Raw genomic sequence first — 25,074 nt, forward strand, 5'->3', positions numbered from 1 at the left:
GGATGCGGATGCGGTGATCGGGCATTCGATGGGGGAGGTGTCTGCGGCGGTGGTGGCCGGGGCGCTGACGCCGGAGCAGGGTTTGACGGTGATCGGGGTGCGGTCGCGGTTGATGTCGCGGCAGGCCGGTCAGGGTGCGGTGGCGTTGTTGGAGTTGGATGCCGTTGCTGCCGGTGAGTTGCTGGCGGGTTATCCCGGTGTTGAGGTGGCGGGGTATTTGTCGCCGCGGCAGACGGTGGTGGCCGGTGCGCCCGCGGATGTGGATGCGGTGATCGCTGCGGTGGCTGCTGCGGAGCGGTTTGCGCGGCGGGTGAACATGGAGGTGGCCTCGCATACCGCGTTCATGGATCCGATCCTTGATGAACTGCGCGCCGAACTGGCCGACATCACCCCCCAAACACCACAGATCCCGTTCATTTCGACGGCGGTGGATCCCGCGGGGCCCACACCGCGACTGGACGCCGACTACTGGGTGGCCAATGTGCGCAAGCCCGCGCTGGTCAGCCAGGCCGTGACGGTGGCAACGGCGGACCACGACACATTCATCGAGATCAGCCCCCACCCGCTGTTGACGCACTCCATCATCGAGACGGCCGAGGCCGCCGACACGCCAGTGACAGTGGCCTCAACCCTGCGTCGGGGCGACGACGAAACGCTGAGCTTCCACGTTTCGCTCACCGAACTCGGTGGGCAGCACAGCGGCACCGGGGGCGCCAGGGCCGGCGGATTCGCCGAACTGCCCACCACCCCCTGGCAGCACAGCCGGCATTGGCTCTCCGGGCCCGGACGGGCCGGCCAGGCACCGGACGTGCACCCGCTGCTCGGCGTACACGTCGAGCAGCTCACCGGCGACCACCTCTGGCAGAACGGCCTTCTTGCCGAGGCCATGCCGTGGCTGGCCGAGCAGCCGGCGCACGGTCAGGCCATTGGGTCGGTGGCGGCACTGATCGAGATGGCGGTGGCGGCAGGCAGCCAGGCCCTCGGCAAGCCCGCCGAGTCGATCGTGGTGACCGGCCTGCAGAGCGAACAGCCGCTGGTACTCCACAACGGAATGCAGGTCACCACCCAGTTCAGCGGGGCGGATGGCCAGAGCAGAGTTGAGATCCACGCCCGCACGGCCGGCGGGGCCTGGACCCGGTATGCGGTCGCAGACATCGCAGCGGCGCCGGCGGATCAGGCGGCCTCGGAGCCTGACGAGGGGACCGAGCACGGTGTGCTCACCCTGCCCGACACCGTGGCCACTCACCCCGCCTACCGCCTGCACCCGGCATTGCTCGATGCCGGGCTGCGGCAGCTGGCGGCGGGCATCGGTGCCGATGACGCGGAGCACAGCGGTTACGTGCCGGTGGCGGTGGCCGGGGTGCGGGTGTTCGCACCGGCCGGACGTCAGGTGCGCTGCCACACCGAGGTGAGCCGTCCCGAAGACAAGATGGCCCTCGGCCGGGTCGTTCTGAGCGATGACACCGGCACCGCCATCGCTGAACTCACCGGTGTCGAGCTGCGGCCGCTGGATCCCCGCGCGCTGCGGGTGCCGCTGGACCAGAAGCTGTTCGCCACCGAGTGGACGCCCACGGAACTCGTCCCGACGTCCGAGGGCACCGGTGCGGCCGCCGGCAGCTGGCTGCTGCTCACCGAAACCGACCCCGAGGGTGTGGCCGCGCAGTTCGCCGCACGGCTGTCCGCGCAGAACCGCACGGTGCTCACCGGCCCGTTCGCCGATGGCCCTGCCCTGATCGACACGGTGCGGCAGGCCGGCGCCGACCCGGCGCATCCGCCGGCCGGCATCGTCGTCTTCCTGGACCGGGTCGGGTTCGACAGCTCGGACCCCGACGCCGCATTGGCCCGCGCCCGCGAACTCGTCTGGACAGCGTCGTCGACGGCCCGCGCCGCGGTCGACGGTTGGTCCGGCGTATCTGGGGCAACCAAACCGCGACTTTGGCTGGTCAGCCGGGGCGGTCTGGCGTTCGGCAGCGATGAGCCCGGCGACCCGGCTGTCGGTGCGCTCAAGGGCGTGGTCCGCACCTGGCGGTTCCCCGGCGAACTCGCCCGGGTGCTGGCCGATGAACCGGACCTGGGCGCCACCCTGGTCGACCTGGAGGCCTCGGCCGACGCCGCAGCCCTGGCCGACGACCTGATGGCCGAACTGGGCGCCCCGCTGCGCGACGACGTGGTCGCCTGGCGCGGTGGACGGCGCTACACCGAACGCCTCACCCGGGCCACCCTCGACGGTGCCGCTGACGCAGCCCAGGCTCCCCGGGCCAAGGTCCGCGCCGACGGCTCCTATCTGCTCACCGGAGGTCTGGGCGGATTGGGCATCGTGGTGGCCCGCTGGCTGGTGGCCCGCGGCGCGGGGCGAATCGTGCTCAACGGCCGCAGCGAGCCCGCCGAACAGCAGCGCGCCGTCCTCGACGAGCTGGCCGCCGGCACCGAAGTGGTCTTTGTCGCCGGCGACATCAGCTCGCCGGGGGTCGCCGACCGTCTGGTGGCTGCCGCCCAGGAGACCGGCAAGCCGCTGCGCGGCGTGGTGCACGCCGCCGGTGTGCTGGGCGACGGCCTGGTGACGGCGGTGACGCGGGAGAGCCTGGAGGGCGTCTGGTCGGCCAAGGCCCTCGGCGCCGCCCGGCTGCATGCGGCCACCGCAGCCTCCCAGCTCGACTGGTGGGTGGGCTTCTCCTCGATGGCCGCACTGCTGGGCCTGCCCGGCCAGCTCGGATACGCCACCTCCAACGCCTGGCTGGACGCACTGATGGCTTGGCGGCACGCTTCGGGCCTGCCCGCGACCGCCATCAACTGGGGTCAGTGGTCTGACGTGGGTCTGGGCCGGTCGATGACGCTGAGCGTTCTCGACCCGATCAGCCCCGACGAAGGCGTCGAGGCGCTGGACGCCGTGCTTGGTGCGGACTCCGGGCTGATCGGCGCTCGGATCGGGGTGGGACGACTGCGCATCGACCGTGCGGTCGCCACCTCGCCGGAGTTCCGGGATCTGACCTTCTTCGAAGACCTCGTCGGTGAGGCCTCTGAAGCCGGAGCGACGCTCGGGGCCGCGGGCACTGGTGAGCAGGCAAGCACCGGCGCGTCGGCGGCAGGCGCGCCGGACTGGGCGACCATCCCCGCCGATCAGCGGCGCGAGGAGCTGGTGGTCCGGCTGCAAGCTATCCTGGCCCGCGAACTTCGGACATCTGCGTCAGCGGTCGATGTGGATCAGCCCTTCCCGGAGATGGGGCTCGATTCCATGATCGCGATGACGGTTCTGAAAGAGACACAACAGTTAGTGGGGGTGGATTTGTCGGCGTCAATGCTGTGGAATCACCCCAGCATCTCAGCGTTGACGACGCACCTGGTGGGACTGCTGGCGTCGCGTTATGCCGAGCCGGACAGCACCGCGGGGCAAGACGACGATGATTTGGAGTTCGGCTCATCCGGCGGCGTGCTGGATGAGTTGTTCGATCAGGTCGAGTCGGCTTCGACCGGTAGCGAGAGCGGTATTTATTGATGACGGGAATCTCGACGACGTCGATCTTCAACAGGATGTCGGCGATGGGTGCCGACAAACGGGGGGCGCTGACCGAGCAGTTCGACAAGGCGTCGCGGATCGCCGCCGCCGAACCGATCGCGGTCGTCGGGATCGGCTGCCGCTTCCCGGGTGGCGCTTCGGGCCCGGACGCCTACTGGGAGCTGTTGGAGACAGGCCGCGACGCCATCACCGAGATCCCCTCGGATCGCTGGGACGCCGACGAGTACTACGACCCGGACCCGCTGGCCCCGGGCCGGATGTCGTCGAAGTGGGGCGGGTTCATCTCCGACGTCGCCGGATTCGACGCCGACTTCTTCGGGATCTCGCCGCGCGAAGCCGAGGCCATGGACCCGCAGCAGCGGCTGATGCTCGAGGTCGCCTGGGAGGCCCTCGAACACGCCGGCCTGTCGCCGGAAACCCTGACGGGCATCCGCTCCGCGGTGATGATGGGTGTGTATTACACCGAATACCAAGGGATTTCGGCGGCCAACCCGGACGCTATCGACGGCTACTCGGCCACCGGTAACGCTCATGCCGTCGCCGTCGGCCGGATCGCCTATCTGCTGGGTCTGCGCGGTCCCGCGGTCGCGATGGACTCGGCCTGCTCGTCGTCGCTGGTCACCATCCACATGGCCTGCCAGAGCCTGCGCATGCGCGAAAGCGACCTGGCCCTGGCCGGCGGCGTCAGCCTCATCCTGCGGCCGGAAACCCAGATCGCCATGGCCAAGTGGGGCATGCTGTCTCCGCGCGGCCGCTGCCACACCTTCGACGCCGGAGCGGACGGATTCGTGCGCGGCGAGGGCGCCGGGATCGTCGTGCTCAAGCGCCTCACCGACGCCATCCGCGACGGCGACCGGGTGCTGGCGGTGGTGCGCGGTTCGGCGATCAATTCCGACGGCAAGTCCAACGGACTCACCGCCCCGAACACCATTGCCCAGATCGACGCGATCAGCCGGGCGCTGCGCAGCGCCGACGTCGCGGCGAATTCGGTGAACCTGATCGAAACTCACGGCACCGGAACAGCTTTGGGTGACCCGATCGAATTCGAGGCGCTCGCCGACGTCTACGGGCGCGGCGCTGACAAGTGTGCGCTGGGCGCGGTCAAGACCAATATCGGCCACCTTGAGGCGGCCGCCGGGATCGCCGGCTTCATCAAGGCTGCGTTGTCTGTGCAACGCGGAAAGATCCCGCCGAATCTGCACTTCACCAAGTGGAACCCGGCGATCGACCCGTCCCCGACGCGGCTGTTCGTCCCCACCGAGGTGACGCCGTGGCCGGCGGCCGAGGGACCGCGGCGTGCCGCGGTGTCATCGTTCGGGCTGGGCGGAACCAACGCGCACGTGGTGCTCGAACAGGGTCCTGACCCGGTTCCCGCGCCGGCATCGGCCGAGCCGGTCGCAACCCTGGTGATCTCGGGCAAAACCGAGCAGCGAGTGGCGGATTGGGCTGCCACCCTGGCCGACTGGATCGCCGGGCCGGGCGCCGCTGTACCGCTGACCGACATCGCGCACACCCTCAACCACCACCGCAGCCGCTACGCCAAGTTCGCCACCGTCTGCGCACGCGACACCGAGCAGGCGTTGACCGGGCTGCGGGCGGTCGCCGGCGGGTACCCGGCCCCCGGCGTGGTCGGCACACGCGCCGCGTTGCGTGGCAAAGGAACCGTCTTCCTGTACTCGGGCCAGGGCTCCCAGTGGGCCGGCATGGGCCGCCAACTGCTGGTCGATGAGCCGGCGTTCGCCGCCGCCGTCGACGAACTGGAGCCCGATTTCGTTGCGCAGGTCGGGTTCTCGCTGCGTCAGGTCCTCGAATCCGGCGAGCCGGTGGTCGGCATCGACCGCATCCAGCCGGTGCTGGTGGGCATGCAGCTGGCATTGACCGCGCTGTGGCGATCCCACGGCGTCGAGCCGGACGCAGTGATCGGGCACTCGATGGGGGAGGTGGCCGCGGCCGTGGTCGCCGGCGCGCTGAGCCCCGCGGACGGCCTGAAGGTGATCGCCACCCGGTCCAAGCTGATGGCCCGACTGAGCGGCCAAGGCGCGATGGCACTGCTGGAACTGGATGCCGACGCCGCCGAGAAGCTGGTCGCCGAGCACCCCGACATCACCGTGGCGGTGTACGCGGCACCGCAGCAGACCGTGATCGCGGGCCCGCCCGACCAGGTCGATGCCGTGGTCGCGATCGTCGACGCCCAGGGCAAGCTGGCCCGCCGCGTCGAGGTGGACGTGGCCTCGCATCACCCGACCGTCGACCCGATCCTGGGCGAACTGCGGACCGCGCTCGCCGGGCTGCAGCCGTCGGCGCCGAAGATCCCGCTGATCAGCACTGTCGGCCAGACACCGTCGGCATTCGACGCGGACTACTGGGTACACAACCTGCGCAACCCGGTGCGGTTCGCCCAAGCCGTGACCGCGGCCGCCGCCGGGCACGCGACCTTCATCGAGGTCAGCCCGCATCCGCTGCTCAGTCACGCCATCAACGGCAACCTGGAAACCGCGCGGCCCGCCGGTGACAGCGTGGTGACCGGCACCCTGCTGCGCGACCAGGCCGAAGCGCTGAGCTTCCACACCAATCTGGCTACCGTGGCGCCGCCGTCGGCGGAGGCGCCGCAACCCGACGGTGGGATCGGCCGCGCCGACCTGCCGCCACGGCCGTGGCAGCACGTCCGGTACTGGGCTGCCCCGGTCGCCGCGAACCGCCACAGCGCCGACGCGCATCCGCTGCTGGGTATCCACGTCGAGCTGCCGTCGGGTCACGGCCACGTCTGGCAGGCCGACGTGGGCACCGACCTCGTCGCGTGGATGGCCCACCACAAGGTGCACGGCCAGGTCGTGATGCCCGCCACCGGCTTCGCCGAGATGGCGTTGGCCGCGGCCGGCGAGGCGTTGGGGCTGCCGCCCTCGGCTGTTGCTGTGGACCGGGTCGAAGTCGAGCAGATGCTGCGCGTCGACGAACGCACCGAGGTCACCACCCGGCTGCTGCACGACGCGGACGGATCCGATGAACTGCGCATCGAGATCCATTCCCGCCCGGCCGGCGGCAATTGGTCCCGGCATGCGGTGGCCCGCGCGGCCGCGGCACAGCCCGCTGCCGCGGCGCAACGCCCGGCCCCCAGCGGCGGCGGAACCGCGCTGTCGCCGACGGACCTGTACACCGCACTGCGCCGCACCGGTCTGCAGCACGGGCCGGCGTTCGCCGCTCTGACCCGTATCGTCCGCAAGCCCGGCGGCGCCTCGGAGGCCGAGATCGTGCTGCCCGACGAGGCGACCGCGCACCGCGGCTACCGCATCCACCCGGTGATGCTCGACGCCGCCCTGCAGTGCCTGGCCGCGGCGCTGCCCGACGAGTCGTTGATGGGCTCGGCCGGGATGGAAGAGGCGACCTATCTGCCGGTCGCGGTCGAGAACATCCGGATCTTCGGCGACGTCGGCCGCCGGGCCCGCGGGCACGCCGAACTGGTCAGCCACGACGACGGCGGAATCCTGGGCCGGGTCACCCTGACCGACGACGCCGGCACGGTCACCGCCGAACTGTCCGGAATCTATCTGCAGCGGGTGCAGCGCCGTACCGTGCCGCTGCCGTTGACGCAGAAGATCTTCGACACCGAGTGGGTCGACGCTGCCGCTCCCGCGCAGCCTCCGGCCGCCGCCGACGGCAGCTGGCTGGTGCTGACCGAGCCTGGCGAAACCGAGTCGCTGGCAGCCGATTTCGCCGCCCGCTTCGGCTCGGACAACCGCCGGGTGATCACCGCGGACCTGACCAGCGAACCCGCGGTGCGGGAGGCGTTCGCGCAGACCGCCGACGACCCGGACCGGCCCCCGGTCGGGGTGATCGTGTTGGCCGCCCACAGTGCCTTCGACGGGACCGAGACCGGTGACGCGCCGGCCCGCGGTCGCGACCTGGCCTGGTCGGTGGCCTCCACGGTGCGCACCATCGTCGGCGGCTGGCACGGCACCGCGCCGCGGCTGTGGCTGGTGGGCCGCAACGGCCTGACGGTGGGGGACGAAGCGGGCGACCCGTCGATCAGCGCCCTCAAGGGGCTGGTGCGGGTGCTGGCCTACGAGCACCCGGACCTGCGCACCGGCGTGGTCGACCTGGACGCTTCGGCAGACCCGGCGGCGGCCTTGATCACCGAGTTGGGGCTGGCGAGCACCGACGACGTCGTCGCCTGGCGCGGGGAGAACCGCTACGCCGAACGGCTCAAGCGCGCGACCCTGACCCCCACCGGCGCCCCGGCCGTGCGATCCGACGGCGCCTATGTGCTGACCGGCGGCCTGGGCGGTATCGGGCTGGTCGTCGCCCGGTGGCTGATCGAGCACGGTGCCGCGCGGATCGTGCTCAACAGCCGGTCACAGCCGTCGCAGGAGCAGCGCGCTGTGCTGGCCGAGCTCGAGGCTCGAGCCCAGATCGCGGTCGTCTCGGGTGATCTCGCTACACCCGGTGTGGCCGAAAGCCTGGTGGCCGCCGCGGAACAGACCGGCTTGACGCTGCGCGGTGTCATCCACGGCGCCGCGGTCATCGATGACCAGATCGTGGTCGGCATCGACAAAGAGACCCTGGGCCGGGTGTGGGCGCCCAAGGCGGCGGCGGCGCTGCGACTGCACGTCGCAACCGTCGGCAAAGAGCTGGACTGGTGGGTCGGCTTCTCTTCGACCTCGTCGCTGCTGGGGGCACCCGGTCAGGCGTCCTACGCCGCGGCCAGTGCCTGGCTGGACGGCCTGGTGGCGTGGCGGCGGGCGGCCGGACTGCCGGCCATCACCATCAACTGGGGCCAATGGTCGGGTGTCGGTGTCGCCCAGGAGCTCAAGTTCAGTGCGCTGGACCCGATCAACCCCGATGAAGGCATGGAGGCGCTGGAGGCCATCCTCAGCGGTGACCTTTCCCGGGTCGGCGTCGCGCGACTGCGCCTGGACCGGGTGGCCGCGGCCTTCCCCGAACTGCAGCAGCTGGGGTACTTCGCGACGCTGGCCGAAGAGCTCGACCTCGACGACGAGGACGACGACTGGCCCGGTCCAGAAGGACTGAAGCAGCTCAGCGCCGCCGAAGCCACCAAAGCCGTTGTCGCACGGTTGGGTTCGCGGATCATGGCCATCATGGGCTACCCCAAGGGCAGCGTCATCGACCCGGCTCGGCCGTTGACCGAGCTGGGTATGGACTCACTGATGGCGGTGCGCATCCGCAACACCGTTCGGGGCGACTTCGGCGCGGAGCCCCCGGTGGCACTGCTGCTGCAGGGTGCCTCACTGACCGACCTGGCCGCCGACCTGGCCCGCCAACTCGGCCTCGCCGGACTGGAGGGGGCGGACGGCGCGGGCGACGTCGGCGGTGTTCGGAGCCGAGCCCAGCAGCGTGCCGCGGCACGTCAGCGGGCCGCGGCACGGCGAAAAGTAGGAGATCGTTCGTGACCAACAATGAAGTGCCGCCTAACGCGATCGCGATCGTCGGCATGGCGGGGCGCTTTCCGGGCGCCCGCACGCTGACCGGATTCTGGAACAACCTGCGCAACGGCGTCGAATCCATCGTCACGCTGTCCGAAGACGAGCTGCGTGCCAGTGGTGTGAGCGACCAGGCGCTGGCGAACCACAACTATGTGCGGCGCGCTGGATTGCTGGAGGGCATCGACGAGTTCGATGCAAGCTTCTTCGGCTTCACCCCGCTGGCTGCTCGGACCATGGACCCGCAGCACCGGCTGTTCCTGCAGACCGCCTGGCACGCGTTGGAGGACGCCGGATACCGGCCCGGGGAGATCGAGGGATCGGTCGGCGTCTACGGCACCAGCACCACCAGTGGCTACCTGCTGCACAACCTGATGTCGCACTACGACCCGAACCTGATCATCGGGCAGGGCGTCAGCTTCGAGATGGTCAACCTGTCGTTGCAGAACGACAAGGACTATCTGGCCACCCGGGTGGCCCACCAGCTCGACCTGCACGGCCCGGCGCTGTCGGTGCAGACGGCCTGCTCGTCGGCGTTGGTCGCACTGCACCTGGCCTGCCAGAGCATCCTCAACGGGGAATGCGACATGGCGCTGGCCGGTGGGGCGTCCCTGCGGGTACCGCATCACGTCGGATACTGGCACGAGCCCGGCTCGATGGTCTCGGCGAGCGGGCACTGCCGGCCCTTCGACGTGCGCGCCGACGGCACCATCTTCTCCAGCGGTGTCGGTGTCGTGGTGCTCAAGTCGCTGGACGCGGCCGTCGATGACGGTGACCAGATCCATGCGGTGATCCGGGGTTCGGCGCTGAACAACGACGGCGGCACCAAGATGACCTACGCCGCGCCCACCGCTGCCGGCCAGGCCGACGTGATCGCCGAGGCCCACGCGGTCGCCGAGGTCGATGCGTCCACCATCAGCTACATCGAGTCGCACGGCACCGCCACCCCGCTGGGTGACCCCATCGAGATCGAAGGCCTGCGACAGGCTTTCGCCGTCTCCGACGAACAGCGTTCCGGCCCCTGCTATGTGGGCTCGGTCAAGTCCAACATCGGGCACCTGGAGTCGGCGGCCGGTATTGCCAGCCTGATCAAGACCATCCTGTGCCTCAAGCACCGGGCGATTCCCGGCACGCTGCACTACACCAGCCCGAACCCCGAGTTGCACCTCGAGGACGGGCCGTTCCGCATCCGCGGCGAGTACGGGCCGTGGGAAGCCGACGGCATCCGCCGCGCCGGGGTCAGCTCGTTCGGCGTCGGCGGCACCAACGCCCACGTCATCGTCGAGGAATGGCCCGAGGAAGACGCTGTGGCGGCGACGCCCAAACCCGGCCCCGAGGTGCTGCTGCTGTCGGCACGCACCGCCGAGGCGCTGGCGCAGGGCCGCCTCGATCTGGCTGCTGAGCTCGCCGGCGGAGGCGACGCCGAGGCGCCCAGCCTCCCCGACGTCGCCTACACACTGGCCAACCGGCCCCCGCACAACCTGCGGCTGGCCGCGGTCGTCGCCGATCGCGCGGACGCAGCGGCAGTGTTAGGCGCCGAGGAGAGCGAGAACGTCTTCATCGGCGAGGGCATCGACCTGAATGACGTGGGCGAGGACGCCGCCGACCGGGTGGTGTTCCTGTTCCCGGGCCAGGGCGCTCAGCACATCGGGATGGCCCGCGGGCTCTATGACAGCGAGCCGGTGTTCGCCGAGTACTTCGACCGCTGCGTCGCCGGTTTCGAGGCGGAGTTGGGCTACGACCTGCGCGCGATGATCTTCGAGGGCACCTCGCGTGACCTCGAGCGCACAGACCGCACCCAGCCGGCCCTGTTCACCGTGGAATACGCACTGGCGAAGCTGGTCGAGAGCTACGGCGTGCGTCCGGCGGCGCTGGTCGGTCACAGCATCGGCGAATACGCCGCGGCCACCGTCGCCGGCGTCTTCGACCTCGACACCGCGATCACGGTGGTGGCGATGCGCGCCCGGCTGATGCATGCCGCGCCACGCGGCGTCATGGTGGCCGTCCCGATCAGTGCCGACGCGGTCGCTGCTTACCTGACCGGTGATGTGGACCTGGCCGCGGTCAACGACCCGGACGGCTGCGTGGTCGCCGGGACCGAAGCCGACATCCGCGAGTTCTCCGATGCGCTCAAGCAGGCCGGCATCAACGCGCGCCGGGTGCGGACCTCGCATGCGTTCCACTCCCGCCTGATGGACTCGATGATCTCGGAGTTCACCGCATTTTTGTCTCGGCAGACGCTCAACGAACCGCAGATCCCACTGCTGTCGAATCTGACCGGCACCTGGCTGGCGCCCAGCGAGGCGACCAACCCGGCGACGTGGGCGCGCAGTGTGCGGGCCACTGTACGTTTCGCCGACGAGATCGACACCGTGCTGGCCGACCCGCACCGGGTCCTGGTCGAGGTCGGGCCGGGCGCCACGCTGACCGCGTCGGCGGCCCGCAACCCCAAGTTCGCCAGTGGACATCGGGCCGTCCGACTGATGCGCCACCACGCCCAGAACCGCGACGACCGCGACACCTTCCTGCTGGCGCTCGGCCAACTGTGGGCGGCCGGCGTCGAAGTGGACTGGTCTGCGCTCCGCGGCGACTACCAGCCCAAGCGCGTCACTGTCCCCGGCTACCCCTTTGAACGCCAACGGCATTGGCTTGAGCACAATGCCGGTGCTACCTGGGTGTCCGGCTCGGGCACCGGTGGTGGCGGTGCAGCGGACGGGCAGCGCAACGGACAGGCGGCCGGCGGCGGCGAGTCCATGGAAGCGACGCTGCAACGGATCTGGGCGGTCTGCCTGGGGGTCGGCTCGGTGGACCGCACCGCCAACTTCTTCGACGTCGGCGGCGACTCACTGGTGGCGATCAGCGTCGCCATGGCCGCCTCGCACGAGGGCCTGGACCTCACCCCGCAGGACCTCTACGACAACCCGACCGTCGCGGCCCTGGCCAAGGCGCTGACCGCCCGCTACGCCGCCGGCGGGCTGGGCCGCCAGTCGCTCGGTGAGGTCGAGCACCCGCCGATTCCGCCGAACATCACCTACTTCCTGGAGAACGGCGTCCGCGAACACGGTCGCTGGCGCATCCCGTTGATCCTGCGGCTGCGGCCCGACGTCTCGGTCGACGACGTCGCCGCCGTGCTGACCGCCGTGGTCAATCACCACGAAGCGCTGCGGGTGCGCATCACCGAGCGGGCCGGTACCTGGGAGCAGCGGATCGCCGAACCCGGCGAGTTCGGGGAGATCAGCACCCACTCGCTGCCCGAGGGGCTGACCGCCGAACATGACGCGGTGCGCACGTTGCTGACCGAGCACATCCGTGACCAGGATCTGTCCAGCCCACCACTGACGGCGCTCTACATCCGCGGCGCGGCGGGGGACCTGTGCTACCTGGCGCTGAGTCTGCACGCAGGGGTCGGCGACGAGGCCTCCCGCGACATCCTGGTCACCGACATCTTCACCGCGTTCGGCCAGCAGCTGGGCGGCAACGACATCGAGCTGCAGCCGGTCGGGGCCGGATGGACCGAGTGGTCGCAGCGTTGCGCCGGGCTTGCGACCCACCCGGCGGTGCTGGAAAGCCGCGAATACTGGCTGAAGACAACGAAATCGGCGACGCTGCGGCTGGCCGCAGATGCCGCCGAGCCTCCTGCTGCGGCCGATCTGTCCAAGCTCACCACGACGTTGCCCGCCGCCGACACCAGCGAGATCGACGATGCCCGTCGGCGGCTGCGGCTGCCGATCAACGAGATCCTGCTGGCCGGGCTGAGCCGGGCGGTGGCATCGGTGGTCGGCGAGGGCACTCTGGCCGTCGAGATGGGGGGAGCGGGCCGTTCGGTGCTCAAGCCGGAGGTCGACCTGCGCCGTACCGTGGGCTGGTTCACCACGCTCTACCCGGTCGCGCTGGGCTGCTCCGCCGACGGCCAGCAAAGCGCCCGGCAGCTGTTGGACTCGATCCACGAAACATTGGACGGCGTGCCGCATTACGGGATCGGCTACGGCCTGCTGCGTTACCTGTACGCACCGACTGCGCGCCTGTTCGGCGCGGTCGCTCCCGCTGATGTGCACTTCTCCTACGTCGGGGCGATTCCCGAGCCGCCGGCGCTCGGCGATTCTCCGGTGCAGTTCGACCCCGATACCGCGATGCCGGTGCGCGAGGCGATCCCGGGGCTGGGGCATGCACTGGAGCTGCGGGCCTACCGCACCGGCGGTGTGCTGTACCTGGATTGGTGGCATGACAGCCGCCGGATCGAGGAGTCTGTGGTGCGCGCGATAGCCGACGGGTTCTCCGCGGCGGTGATGGATCTGGTCCGCGCGGCCCTCGCCGAAGAGGACATGGCCTCGCAGGGCGAGGACGAAATGACCTTGGTCGAGCTGTCGTAGTCCGTTGATTTAGGAGAGAGCCGAAAGTGTTTGCCACGTCGGTCATTCGGAAGCTGGCGATCAGTGAGGAGATGCTGGCCGAGACCCACAATTTCGTGGGTTTGGCCGCGCACGTCACCGGTCCGGTCGACATCGACCTGCTCTCGGAGGCCTACGAGGCGCTGCTGGAGGCGCATCCGATCCTCACCGGCCGGCTGGAGCGACTGCCCGACGGGCGGCATCAGTTCGTCACCGACGACCTGATGCCCGACGGCATCGAGGTGATCGAACTCGACGGGCCCGACGCGCAGCCGCCTGCTCCGCGCTTCGACCAGGCGGAGTCGTTGGTGGCGATGCGGGTGATCATCCGCGACGGGCAGGCTCAGCCGACCCTGTACGTGCACCATGCCGTGGCCGACGGTCACCACATGTATGCGCTGATCGAGGAGATGCTGTCCTTCTACACCGACCTGGTCACCACCGGCCGGATCGGTGCGATCAACGTTGAGCCCGCTCCGCTGTCCATTGAGGCGGTGCTGGCCGATCGGGGGATCGAGAAGCAGCAGCGCTCCGGGATCGAGCGGTTCATGCCGGCGCTGTTCGCCTACGACCTGCCGCCGACCCGGCGGGCCGTCGGGCAGGAGACGCCGGAATCGCCGATGCTGGTGCCGATGGCGTCGACCCGGTTGACCGAAAGCCAGACCGACAACGTGGTCGCGTTCGGCCGGGCCCACGACCTGAGCCTGCACGCGGTGCTCTCGGCAGCGGTGCTGATGGCCGAATGGCAGCTGCGCGGCAAGCTGAGTATTCCGGTGCCCTACGTCTACACCGTCGACTTGAGATACTTTCTGTCACCGCCCGTTTCGGCCACCGGATGCACCAACCCGATCGGGCTGGCCACCTACCTGGCCGAGGTTGATGCCAAGACGGACCTGGTCGAGATCGCTCGGGACATCGCCGCGAACTTCCAGAAGGACCTCGACGAAGGTGTCATCCAGCAGTCCCGGTTGCACTTCAGCCCGCAATACGTCGGAAACCCGCCAGGACTGCCCGACGTCGTCGTGCTGAGCAACAACGGTCTGGTTCCGCCGGTGCGGACGCCGCCGGGTGTCGAGGTGACCACAACACATGGCGAGCTGTACTTCGCCGTGAGCGCGGGCATCGACATCTACTTCACCCAGATCTTCTCCGGGCAGCTCAACATCGAGTACCACTCCCACGGACCGGCGCCGGAGCGCTCGGTGGAGACGATTCGCGCGCTGCTGTGCGATATCGCCGATCGGCACGCCGCCGGCGTCAGCTGACCGGGCCGAAGGCGTAGCGGTGGTACTGCAGCATTTCGCGCAGCGGCCGCACCGCCCGGGCCAGCCGACTGGATCGCCGGAACCCGGCCGGGACCCGACTGAAGGTCTCGGCGTCGAAGAGATTGGCGGCCGCCAGCAACCGAATGCCGGTGACCTTCTCCAGAATGTCGGAGGGATCGTTGACCGCCCAATGCAGCGTTGCGCCGGACTGACGCTGCAACCGGTGGGTCTTCTGGGTCTTGATGCCGAACCAGTTGTAGAAGTCGATCTGCAGTTCGCCCGCCGGGAACTTCTCGACGATGCTCTGCAGCAATGCCACACCATCGTCTTCGGACAGGTACATGCTGATGCCCTCGGCCAACAGCAGGACCGGGCGGTCGGTGGGAATCTCGTCCAGCCACGACGGGTCGGTCGCCAACGTCGCCACCAGGTGGTAACCCGGGCGGTCGGGGTACACCTGCTTGCGCAGCGCGATCACCGGCGGCTGATCCACGTCGTACCAGGCGACTTCGGGGCCGGGATCGATCCGGAAGACGCGGGCGTCCAATCCGCAGCCGAGGTGAATGACGGTCGCGTTCGGGTGGGCGGCCAAGAACTGACGCGCCCAGATGTCGTACTGGGCGGTGCGTACCGTCACCAAGGGCGCCCAGCGGCCGGGAGCCTTGAGTGCGTCCCAGTCGAAGTCGATACGGTCGACCGCCTCTCTGGCGTACCGATCGCCCAGCACCGGCTGGTCGAAATCGGCGTCAAGTGCCTTGAGGTAGAGCGTCGTCAGCATGGTTGCCGCGGCGCCGTGCAGGTCGACGGGGATCTTGTCTGCCACGTCGGCGAGCCTAATACGCTGAACGGGCAGTCGATGCACCGCACGGTCGGACCCGGCGGTTCAGCGAGGCTCGACGTAGGAGAGCCGAAGCTGGGACCGCCGCATGAAACCGGCGGTTCAGCGAGGCTCGACGTAGGAGAGCCGAAGCTGGGACCGCCGCATGAAACCGGCGGTTCAGCGAGGCTCGACGTAGGAGAGCCGAAGCTGGGACCGCCGCATGAAACCGGCGGTTCAGCGAGGCTCGACGCAGGAGAGCCGAAGCTGGGACCGCCGCATGAAACAGGAGGAACAGATGGCGATTCAGGCCAGCGATCGCAACGGACGAGCGCCGCGGATCCTGTTGTTGTACTACAGCTTCTCCGGGCAGTCGCTGAAGGTGCTCGAGGCCGCCGGGGAGGTGTTCGCGCAGCGTGGCTGCGAGGTAGTCAAGGCCGGTATCGAGTTCACCGACCCGCGCTACTCGCAGCGTTTCGCGCAGTTCCCGCTGCGGCGGGTCTGGCCGGACATGCTCAGCGTGCTCAAGGCGCAGCAGCGGGGCGAGACGGGGGAGATCCGCACGCCCGACGCGGTGCGCGATGGTGAGTACGACTTGATCTGCATCGGCTCGCCGACCTGGTGGAAGGCGCCCGCCATGCCGATCAGGTCGTTTCTCCAGACCGATGAGGCCCGAAAGCTTCTGGACGGCAAGCCGTTTGTGGTGTTCACCGTGTGCCGCGAGTTCTGGCAGGAGAACTACGCTGAGGTCTGTCGGCTCGCCGAGGGGTGCGGTGGTCGCTACCAGGACGAGATTCACCTCAGCTACCCCGGCGACCCGCTGCGCTCGATGCTTGCGCTGACCAGTTACCTGGGCAGCGGCCGCTACCGGGAGCGCTACCTGGGCCTGCGCCTGCCACCCACCAACGTTCAGCCCGAGCAGCTCGACCGGGTCCGCAAGTTCGCCGCGGGCCTGGTGAGCCGGTTGTTCGGCAAGTGAGAGGTCAGCGGTAATGCCTCGTTCCTTTGAGGTGACATTCTCCTCACCTGCCTCGGTCGAAGAGGTCCACCGTGCCTTCGGTGACCGGTCCTACTGGCAGGCCCGGCTGGAGGCCTTCGGCGGAAGCAAGACCCTCGACTCCCTGGATGTCGATGCCGATGGCCGCATTCGGGTCGCTGTGACCGAGGACCTGCGCCACGGCGCATTGCCCGGCATGTTGGCCAAGGTGTACCGCGGCGACCTCAACATCGTCACCACCGAGGTGTGGACGCCGGCCGGCGACGGACGGGTCAACGGTGAGATCGCGGTCGCGGTGACCGGTGCCCCGGGGTCGGGGAGCGGCATCGCGGTGCTCGAACGTGACGGCGCCGGATCGAAGCTGGCGCTCAATGGCACGATCCGGTTCAAGGTGCCATTGGTGGGTGGCCCGATCGAGAGCTTCCTTGCCCGGGAATTCTCGCAAGGAATTCCGGAAATTCAACGATTCACCACGACCTGGCTGGGAAAGAATGCCTGAATCCGAGTTCACTTACAGTCACGTGCCGACCACGGCCGAGGCGTTGTCCCGGTTGGAGATGCCGCTGGCCGAGGCCATGATGACCCAGCGCGCGATCCGGCGGGTGTACTCCGACCCGGTCGACGACACGGTGGTGCTCAAGTGCATCGAGTTGGCGCTGCGTGCGCCGACTGGTAATGACGGGCAGAACTGGGAATTCATCGTTGTGAAGGATCGCCGCGTCAAAGAAGAATTGGCCAAACGTTATCGGCAGGCTTGGAAAATTCAGCGCGGCGTGGTGTTGCGGAGAAAAATCAAGACCGACGAAGCTATCGCCGGTATCGCGCGGGCGATGGAGTGGCAGATCGACCATTTCGCCGAACTTCCGGTGCTCGTGGTGGCCTGCCTGCGCCTGGGTGCGCGGGAGGGCCGGTTGCCGGTGGTGCGCATGCCGCATATCGCCGAATCCGCCTACTGGGGGTCCATCTATCCCAGCGTTCAGAACCTGCTGCTGGCTGCCCGCGCCATGGGCTTGGGCGCATCGCTGATCACGCTTCCGCTGTGGAATCAGCGCGCCGTGCGGCGCGTCCTGCGCCTGCCGCACGAGGTCACGCCGTGTTGCATCGTGCCGCTCGGTTGGCCCCGGGGGCGCTACGGTCCCACCACCCGCAAGCCGGTCGGAGAGGTGGCTCATCTCGATGCCTATGGCGATCTCGCGTGGCTGGATAACTGAATGGCACCCTGGGATCCAGCTTTGCCGAAGTTTACGTGGAACTTAGCGGAAAACATTCCTCCAGTGATGTAAGTTAATCACCACTCGCTTAGACACTCGGCTGTAACACCTATATGCTGTCACGGTTCGTGGGGGACACAAGGGGGATTTGTGATTGGTGGGGGGGCGCGTCAGCGTCGGTATACAACTGGGGGAGCGCATCGAGCGGTTCCGGGGCGTCGGTTTGCCATTGCTGGGGGGCCGGTAGCCGTCCCGCAGGGCCGGTCTGCGACTTCCGGTGCACACCGTGCAGCGCCACAGCGTCGCGCTGCGAACGCTGGTACGCGCCTTACGGCGTCGCAGCGGCGGTACACCACAGCCAGCGCCGCCGTCGCCGCCGCGACAGCCGTCGCGGCCGTCAGCCCGGTCTCTCCGGTCGCCCCGTGGGTGCCGGAGCTGACCGCTGCCGAGCGCGCGGTACAGCTGGCGGCCGAGGCGTCATTCCTCAACATCCCGTTCAACCTGTTCCAGGACTTCGTCAACATCCCGTTCAACGAGGTGTCGGCCACCAATGTCCTGGCCAACTCGTTCTTCTTCACCGGCAACTGGTTCACCCCGAGTGCCACCAATATCTGGGGTGAGGACCCGGGCGACCCGGGCCACTTCATGGCCGTGATGGATTACATGCTGCCGTTCGCCCCGCAGCTCTCCGGCCTGTACGACCCCACGATCGACCCGGATGCGTTGGCCAACGGCACGGCGGGCTGGGGTCAGCAGTTCGCGATGTTCGCCGCGGCCCTGTTGCCGATCAGCGCGTCGTGTGACTCGATCCAGTGCTATCCGATGTCTCCGGTCGAGCCGATCACCGGGATCACCGGCTTGGACGCGACGCTGAACTTCTTCATGAAATTCAGCAACTTTCCGAACGACGACAATCAGCTGGACCTGTTCAAGTACTGGCTCAAGGTGCCGATCCAGGACATGTTGGACGGTTACAAGTTCCCGGACAGCCCGTGGAGTGATCCCGACAACCCGACCTCCGGCGGCATCGCCAACCCGGACGCCGGCGTCGGCCCGGGTGGGGCGGTGCCGGGCGGACCCATGTACGGCGGGCAGCCATGGTCCGGTGAAGCTCAGCCCGGGTTCGGCTACCCGGGCACCCACCCGCTCCTCAATCCCGACGGCAGCATCTACCTCGACGAGTACGGCAATCAAGTCAACCTGATGCCGTGGGCGGGACTGACCTTCAAGCTGGACCCGTTCGGCCCCATGCGGCGATGGTTCGACAGCCTGATGCAGCCGGTCGACTGGAGCGTCAACGGCGACGACCCGCTCACCGGCTTCCACTTCGCCGGCCCGGAGGAGGTCTTCCAGGCCATGAAGGCCCTGATCGCCGGGATGGTCGTCGACTTCAACCCGTACGTCGCCGGCAGCCCGATGTGCCCGGGGCTGTGCAACATGCCGCCGGTCTCCCCGCCGTGGGGCGTGACCAGCCTGGACCTGGTCAAGTCGATCCAGGGCATCGGCGCCCCGAACCCACTGATCCAGCAGTGGATCGACCTGACCGAGCAGGAAGGCGAGAATGCCGTGGGCAACGCCAACGGCGGGACCGACGAGCAGCTCCTCGCCGGTATCTCTGCTCTGCAGACCGGGATGTTCACCTTCGACGCGGACACCCACAACCAGATCATCGACATGCTCGCCGATATCAACCCCTACCTGCCCGCCCTGGCCGTCAACGGCGGGATCTTGACCGACCCGGGCCTGCTGGGGCCGTGGCCGATCAACCCCGAGACCGGCTACTACATGCCGCCGTCCTGGAACCCCGACCTGCCACTGGACGAGCAGGAGATCGGCGACTTCGGCGGCAAGAACTCGCTGCTGCTCTGGGACGATTTCCTGCGGTTCCTCGACCCGAGCGGCGGACTCGTCACCGATCTCGACGCGTGGTGGACCGACATCGCGGGCTGGTTCACCTTCTAGATCCAGTTCGCGCCCAAGCGACGTCGCGGCAGCCCGGCCATTCCTACGGTCGGGCTGCCGTGTGTTTCGGGGGGCAGGCGCCAATGTCGCGGCGTCTTGATCTCATGCCAAATTCAGCGTCTACATCGGTTGTCAACATGTGACTCTCGATTTGCGCTCAGGTAACACTTTGGTAGATTGCATGAACCGGACGCGGTGGCGCCTCGTTCGCACTCACTTTAGCTTGTTGGAGGTAATCGGGATGGTTGCAGCCTTGCGTTCGTACTTTTCCGCGGGGCTGGCCGTCACCACCGCCGGACTCATCGCCGTCGTTCCGCCGACGCCCGCGATGCCCGAACTGGCCACGGTTCAGCTGGACTCGCAGCTCACCGCCGGCGAGTCATGGCTCAACGTTCCGCTGAACCTGTTCCAGGCATTGGTGAACATTCCGGCGAACGAGATCCACGGGCTGGACACCCTGGCGAAGTCGCTGTTCTACAGCGGCCCCTGGATGGCCGGAAGTCCGACGAACGCCTGGGGTGAGGACCCCGGCGACATGGGGCACTTCGAGGGCATCCTTCAGATGATGTTCCCGTTCCCCTTGATCTCCGGCGCCGGTCATGAGGGGGACCGAGACTTCCCCGGCCTCGGACAGCAGCTGTCCATGCTGGCCAATGTTCAGATTCCGATCGATCTGAGCTGTGCGGGCCTGGACTGCCTGCCGGTCATGCCGACCAGCCCGATCACCGGTTTCACCTGGATCGACCAGTCCATCTGGAGCGTGCTGATCGCTCTGGGCCTGCAGTATTTCCCGCTGATCCAGAACTGGTTCCAGGTCCCGTTCTCGGACATGATGGACGGCAACCAGTTCTACTTCGACCCGAACGGACCAGGCATGGTCAACATCGGGTACGCCAACGACATGTACTACTGGGAGGGCACTCGCACCCTCGCGGAATTGGGGCTGAACCCCGAGGACTACCCCAACATCGACCCGGACGCCCCATTGCAGCCATGGGCGGGCAGCTACTACGCGATGGACTTCACCACGCCGTTCACCAACTTCTTCGACAGCCTGATGCAGCCGTTCGACGTCAACAAGTTCGAACTGCCGGACCTGCTCGAATTCGCCCGCGCAGTGCAGTCGTTCATCGCCTCATCCCTGCTGGCCTTCAACCCGTTCATTCCGGGCAGCCCGCTGTGCCCCGGCCCGTGCCTGCTTCCCGGGCCCGGCGGCGACATCTTCAACCCTGACGACTGGAACACGCCCAGCTACTACTGGCTGGTGAAGATCATGGACGACCTGTGGCCGGGCAACCCCGTCATCGGTGAGTGGATGGACGCTTACGACGCGGGCACCGCGAATGTCTCCAACCCGGAGATGATCGAGACCCAAGCGTGGTTGTGGCGCCTGGGCACCGTGCTGCTCGACATCAAGAACCCGCTACCGCCGGACCCGTACATCGACACCACCGGCTTCCTGCCCAGTCCTGAGCAGCTGCAGGCATTCTTCGGTGACTACTGGTACAACATCTTCGACAACTCCGGGATCATCGGGCCGTTCGACGTTCAGGGCCTGTGGGACGCGATCTTCAACATCACGCCGGAGTAGCGGCTCGCCGCGCCCGCGTGCCGGTCACCTCCGGCGTGCGGGACGGCGGCACATCAGCGGATCGTCGAACACCGTTGGGCGGCTCAGCATTGCGCCGCCCGACGTTAAGGGCTGTGGGGCTGCTACGCGCCGATCAGGCCCGACAGGTCGGGCAGGTAGGGGTAGAGGTCCGGCAGCGCGGACTGCGGCAGTAATCCCAGATCGACCTGGGCGGCCGTCCAGCCCTGCTCGACACCGAGTTGGATATTCTGCGACACCAGATCCCAGTCGATACCCGGCATGCCCCACGACACCGGGGTGGCGATGTCGGCGGGATCAGAACGGTCGTAGCCCAGATCGATCAACACCCGCAACGCGGGCTGGATGAAGTCGGCCATCGCCGGCCCGAACAGCGGAAACATCCGCAGCGATTCGAGCAGCGGCAGATTCATAGTGGGGATCAAGTAGATGGAGGTGTCGCCGTCGTACCCCTCTGACATGGGCAGCTTCACCGCGTCCGCCATCGCACTCGGGTCCCAAGAACTGGGATAGCCGGTAATCAGGTACGGATGCAGATAGACGTAACCCGCCATCGAATTCGCCAGCGCCAGCAGGTTCAGCGGATATTTGGGGAAGTCGGTCGCGCCGCTGTACTCGAAGTTGTAGATGTCGATGGTGTAGGGCGTATCGACGGGCGTGGGCGGAAGACTCCCGAAGTCCAGCGGAAAGCGCGTGAAGATTCCGCCGTTGGGCGTGTTGAGATCCTCGACCAGCACGAAATGCAGATTCGCGGGGTCGGGCGCCGATGCACCGGCCTGGGCGAGGTCGATCATCGCCTGCGTGGCGATCGATGTGGTCGAGGAGACGCCGAACACCGTCACCGGTCCGTCTTCCAGATGCCGCGCGATGTCCTGGTTCAGGGTCTTGGCGGCGTCGAGAAGGCTCTGCTGGTAATCCGAGGGATTCAGCGGCTCAACGACCGGGGTGTAGCCCGAATAAATCGACTGGCCCGGAAAAGGATTGGCGGGGTTGATGAACAAGTCCATCACCCGTTGTTGGTAGACCGCACCGGGATCTGGCGTCAGGACATACCCCATGATCAACGCCGTGCCGTTGCTCTCCCCGAAAGCGAACGATGCGTTGAACATCGAGGTCAGCCCCATCAGTCCGGCGCAGCCCCCCGCCAAGACACCGGCCGTCAACCATCGATAGCTGGAATGCGTCATCTGATCCCCCATTTATCTCAGACACATGCTCGCGTCAGCCTACACAGGCTTTGGACCCAGCGCGCGCCGAGGCGGCCAACACTGTCTCGGGCGGCGAAAGCGCGTCTGCTGTCGCGAATATCGCGGGAGATAAGGTGAGCGCGTGGTTCTACCAGGTCCGGGCGACGAAAGCGCAGCGATCGTCACCGGCGCGTCCTCCGGGATCGGTGCCGCGATGGCCCGCGAGCTCGCGCGGCGTGGCCACCAGCTGATCCTGGTCGCCCGCAGCGCCGATCGGTTGCACGCGCTGGCCGGCGAGTTGAGTGCGCTTCGACTGCGACCGGTGCACGTGCTGCCGACCGATCTGCGCAGTGCTGCCGAACGAGCCGCGCTGCCCGGCCGGATCGCCGAGCTGGGCGTGGTGCCGGATGTTCTGATCAACAACGCCGGGGTGGCGAGGGTGGGGCTGATCGCGCAATCCGGGCCGGAAGATCAGCTGGGACTGATCGAGGTGGACGTGGCCGCTGTCGTCGACCTGTGCACCCGGTTTCTGCCCGGCATGGTGGCGCGGGGGCGTGGCGCGGTGCTGAACGTGTCCTCGATCGCCGCGTTCGGCCCGCTGCCCGGCCAGGCCAGCTACGGCGCCGCCAAGGCGTTCGTCGCGTCATACACCGAAAGTTTGCGGAGTGAGCTGCGCGGGACCGGCGTCACGGCCACCGTGCTGTGCCCGGGGCCGGTCGACACCGGTCTGGATGTGGCTGCGGGATTCCGGAAGGGCGAGCGCCGGCGAGTGCTGCCGGGCGTGATGTGGAAGTCGGTGGACCACGTTGCTAGGGCAGCCGTCGACGGCGTGGCCGCGGGCAAGGGCAGGGTGACCCCGGGCTGGGCGAATCGCCTGATCGTGGGCATATGCTGTGCTGTTCCCCATGGCCCACTGCTACCGTTGCTGGCACGGCGCACGCCACTGTCGACGCGCAACGCCGGGACGGGAAAGGTCGGGCCATCGTCGAAGTCAATCAGGGGCAGGTCGCTGGACAGGGGGAGCAGTGTCGTGCTTGAGGTGATCGATAAGGGCTGCGTCAGTGAGGCACATCCGGCGCCTTTGCTGTTCGTGCACGGAGCATGGCACGCCGCGTGGTGCTGGGACGAGAATTTCCTCGGCTACTTCGCCGATCTGGGTTACCGTGCCCTGGCTGTCAGTTTCCGTGGCCACGGCAGCAGCTCCAACGACAAGCCGCTGCGACACTGCAGCGTCGAGGACTACGTCCAAGACGTCCGCTCGGTCGCCGATGAGCTGCCGGTCTCGCCCGTGGTGATCGGCCACTCGATGGGCGGGCTGATCGTGCAGAAGTACCTCGAGAGCCGGCCGGCGCCTGCCGGAGTACTGATGGCCTCGATTCCCCCGCAGGGCAACTACGGATCGAGTCTGCGCTGGCTACGCCATCGGCCGTGGCAGGCCATCAAGATGGCGGTGACCGGAAAGTCGCTGCCCTATATCAACACACCGGAGCTGGCCCGCGAGAAGTTCTTCTCGCCGGCGACCCCGGAGCACACCGTGTTGGAATGCGCGGCGCGGCTGCAGGAGGACAGCGCGCGGGTCAGTGTCGACTGCTTGATGCTTAAACTGCCGCATCCGAAGCGGGTAACCACACCACTGCTGGTGCTGGGTGCCGAGCAGGACGGCGCGCACACCTGCAAAGAGGTGCGGGCCACCGCGCGTGCCTACGGCACCGAAGCCGAATTCTTTCCGCGTATGGGCCACAACATGATGCTTGAACCGGGCTGGGAGGCCGTGGCCGAGCGCATTCACACCTGGCTCGGTTCCCGCGGCCTGTAAACGCCCCAGCTGTTCGGGCCAGATTCGGCCCGCCCTCTCAGTCCTTGGTGAAGTGGTACAGGCGGTAGACGAACTCGCCGTTCTTCAGGGCGCCGTTGAAGGTCCAGTCGGTTGCGGCGCTGGCGAAGCGGGCCAGACCACCGTGGTGGGCGATCATGTCCTGCTTGCGGGCCAGATTCTTCTCGTTTCCGCGCAGCACGTCCATGCTGATGTCCTCCTGCGACACCAGCCGCAGACCGGTGTCGGCCAGCTCGGCATCCCAGCGGGCCAGCTCGCTGCGCCGACGGAAATCGGTGTAGAGGAAGTGACCGCCCGGGGCCAGCACCCGTGCCGCGCCGTTGAAGAACTTGGCCGGGTGCGGATACAGGTGCGATGCCTCCACTTGGAACACCACGTCGAACGAGCCGTCTTCGAAGGGCAGGTTCTCCGCGTCACCCTGCACGAAGTCCATCCCGGGCAGCTGGTGGCGTTCCCGGCAGAACTCGATGGCGGTCTCGTTGAGGTCCAGGCCGGTGTAGGAGGCGGGCTTGAAAGTGCGGGCGACATACGACGCGCCGCCGCCGTGGCCACAGCTCACCTCGAGCACCTTCTTGCCGGCCAGATCAGTCAGGGCGGCGGTGCGGTGGTACTGCTGGATGAAGAACCGGTTGGGTTCGTCGGACGCCTCCAGGGGCACCGCCATCGGCGGGTCCTCTTCATAGCCGTAGTTGAGGAACAACCAGTCGTCGCCGCTGAGCATCTTGGTCTGGGTGGAGAACCGCTTGGTCACGAAAGACGTGAACAACAGGTGGTAGACGAACGGGTTCGTCATGACGCGGTGGGATACCGGATTGAAGATCAGGCGGTTCATCGTGACCATCGAAAAAGTATCTC

13 protein-coding genes and 1 pseudogene are annotated in these 25,074 nt (G+C 67.9%); 11 read left to right on the forward strand and 3 right to left on the reverse strand.

Annotated features, from left to right (window positions below; all coding sequences use genetic code 11):
* The 4 genes from EJK91_RS13300 to EJK91_RS13315 all read left to right on the forward strand — a co-directional run.
* Nucleotides 1-3,493: SDR family NAD(P)-dependent oxidoreductase (locus tag EJK91_RS13300; protein ID WP_125079172.1), on the forward strand; the 3,493-nt coding region annotated here is incomplete at its 5' end.
* Nucleotides 3,493-8,919: a type I polyketide synthase gene (locus EJK91_RS13305; protein WP_125079173.1), complete on the forward strand. Its 5,427-nt coding sequence runs from the start codon at nucleotides 3,493-3,495 to the stop codon at nucleotides 8,917-8,919. The genes EJK91_RS13300 and EJK91_RS13305, both read left to right, overlap by 1 nt.
* Nucleotides 8,916-13,319 carry a type I polyketide synthase gene (locus tag EJK91_RS13310; RefSeq protein WP_277424727.1) on the forward strand — a complete coding sequence of 1,468 codons (4,404 nt, stop codon included), beginning with the start codon at nucleotides 8,916-8,918 and terminating at the stop codon, nucleotides 13,317-13,319. Before EJK91_RS13305 ends, EJK91_RS13310 begins: the two co-directional genes overlap by 4 nt.
* A 26-nt stretch (nucleotides 13,320-13,345) precedes the next feature.
* Nucleotides 13,346-14,602: a phthiocerol/phthiodiolone dimycocerosyl transferase family protein gene (locus EJK91_RS13315; protein WP_024440374.1), complete on the forward strand. Its 1,257-nt coding sequence runs from the start codon at nucleotides 13,346-13,348 to the stop codon at nucleotides 14,600-14,602.
* Here the strand turns inward: EJK91_RS13315 and EJK91_RS13320 are convergent.
* Nucleotides 14,595-15,425, reverse strand: coding sequence for a class I SAM-dependent methyltransferase (locus tag EJK91_RS13320; RefSeq protein WP_024440375.1), 831 nt, complete (start codon nucleotides 15,423-15,425; stop codon nucleotides 14,595-14,597). The genes EJK91_RS13315 and EJK91_RS13320 overlap by 8 nt on opposite strands.
* A gap of 274 nt (nucleotides 15,426-15,699) precedes the next feature.
* Between EJK91_RS13320 and EJK91_RS13330 the strand changes: the two genes are divergently transcribed.
* From EJK91_RS13330 to EJK91_RS13350, 5 genes are all read left to right on the forward strand, one after another.
* Entirely contained in the window at nucleotides 15,700-16,398 is a 699-nt protein-coding gene (locus EJK91_RS13330; RefSeq protein WP_125079174.1) for a flavodoxin family protein, read from the forward strand.
* 13 nt (nucleotides 16,399-16,411) lie between these two features.
* Nucleotides 16,412-16,915: a DUF2505 domain-containing protein gene (locus EJK91_RS13335; protein ID WP_024440377.1), complete on the forward strand. Its 504-nt coding sequence runs from the start codon at nucleotides 16,412-16,414 to the stop codon at nucleotides 16,913-16,915.
* On the forward strand, nucleotides 16,908-17,627 hold the full coding sequence (locus tag EJK91_RS13340) for a nitroreductase family protein (RefSeq protein ID WP_024440378.1): 720 nt from the start codon (nucleotides 16,908-16,910) through the stop codon (nucleotides 17,625-17,627). Before EJK91_RS13335 ends, EJK91_RS13340 begins: the two co-directional genes overlap by 8 nt.
* Before the next feature lie 426 nt (nucleotides 17,628-18,053).
* A complete protein-coding gene (locus tag EJK91_RS13345) occupies nucleotides 18,054-19,589 on the forward strand; it encodes a hypothetical protein (RefSeq protein ID WP_125079175.1) in 1,536 nt (511 codons plus the stop codon).
* A 241-nt stretch (nucleotides 19,590-19,830) separates the two neighbouring features.
* Nucleotides 19,831-21,180, forward strand: a complete 1,350-nt coding sequence (locus tag EJK91_RS13350) for a hypothetical protein (protein ID WP_125079176.1) — start codon at nucleotides 19,831-19,833, stop codon at nucleotides 21,178-21,180.
* A 122-nt stretch (nucleotides 21,181-21,302) separates the two neighbouring features.
* On the opposite strand, the gene EJK91_RS13355 is transcribed toward EJK91_RS13350, so the two are convergent.
* Complete coding sequence (locus EJK91_RS13355; RefSeq protein WP_241178696.1) at nucleotides 21,303-22,385, reverse strand: PE-PPE domain-containing protein; 1,083 nt, start codon at nucleotides 22,383-22,385, stop codon at nucleotides 21,303-21,305.
* A gap of 142 nt (nucleotides 22,386-22,527) precedes the next feature.
* On the opposite strand from EJK91_RS13355, the pseudogene EJK91_RS13360 reads away from it, so the two are divergent.
* Nucleotides 22,528-23,328: pseudogene (locus EJK91_RS13360) on the forward strand (SDR family NAD(P)-dependent oxidoreductase); the annotation flags it as partial.
* A gap of 87 nt (nucleotides 23,329-23,415) precedes the next feature.
* Nucleotides 23,416-24,201, forward strand: a complete 786-nt coding sequence (locus tag EJK91_RS13365) for an alpha/beta hydrolase (protein WP_024440390.1) — start codon at nucleotides 23,416-23,418, stop codon at nucleotides 24,199-24,201.
* A gap of 37 nt (nucleotides 24,202-24,238) precedes the next feature.
* Here the strand turns inward: EJK91_RS13365 and EJK91_RS13370 are convergent, their stop codons facing one another.
* Entirely contained in the window at nucleotides 24,239-25,051 is an 813-nt protein-coding gene (locus EJK91_RS13370; protein ID WP_024440382.1) for a phthiotriol/phenolphthiotriol dimycocerosates methyltransferase, read from the reverse strand.
* Nucleotides 25,052-25,074: the final 23 nt, after the last annotated feature.

The sequence above is a fragment of the Mycobacterium sp. P7213 genome (assembly GCF_900604305.1).
GTDB lineage: Bacteria > Actinomycetota > Actinomycetes > Mycobacteriales > Mycobacteriaceae > Mycobacterium.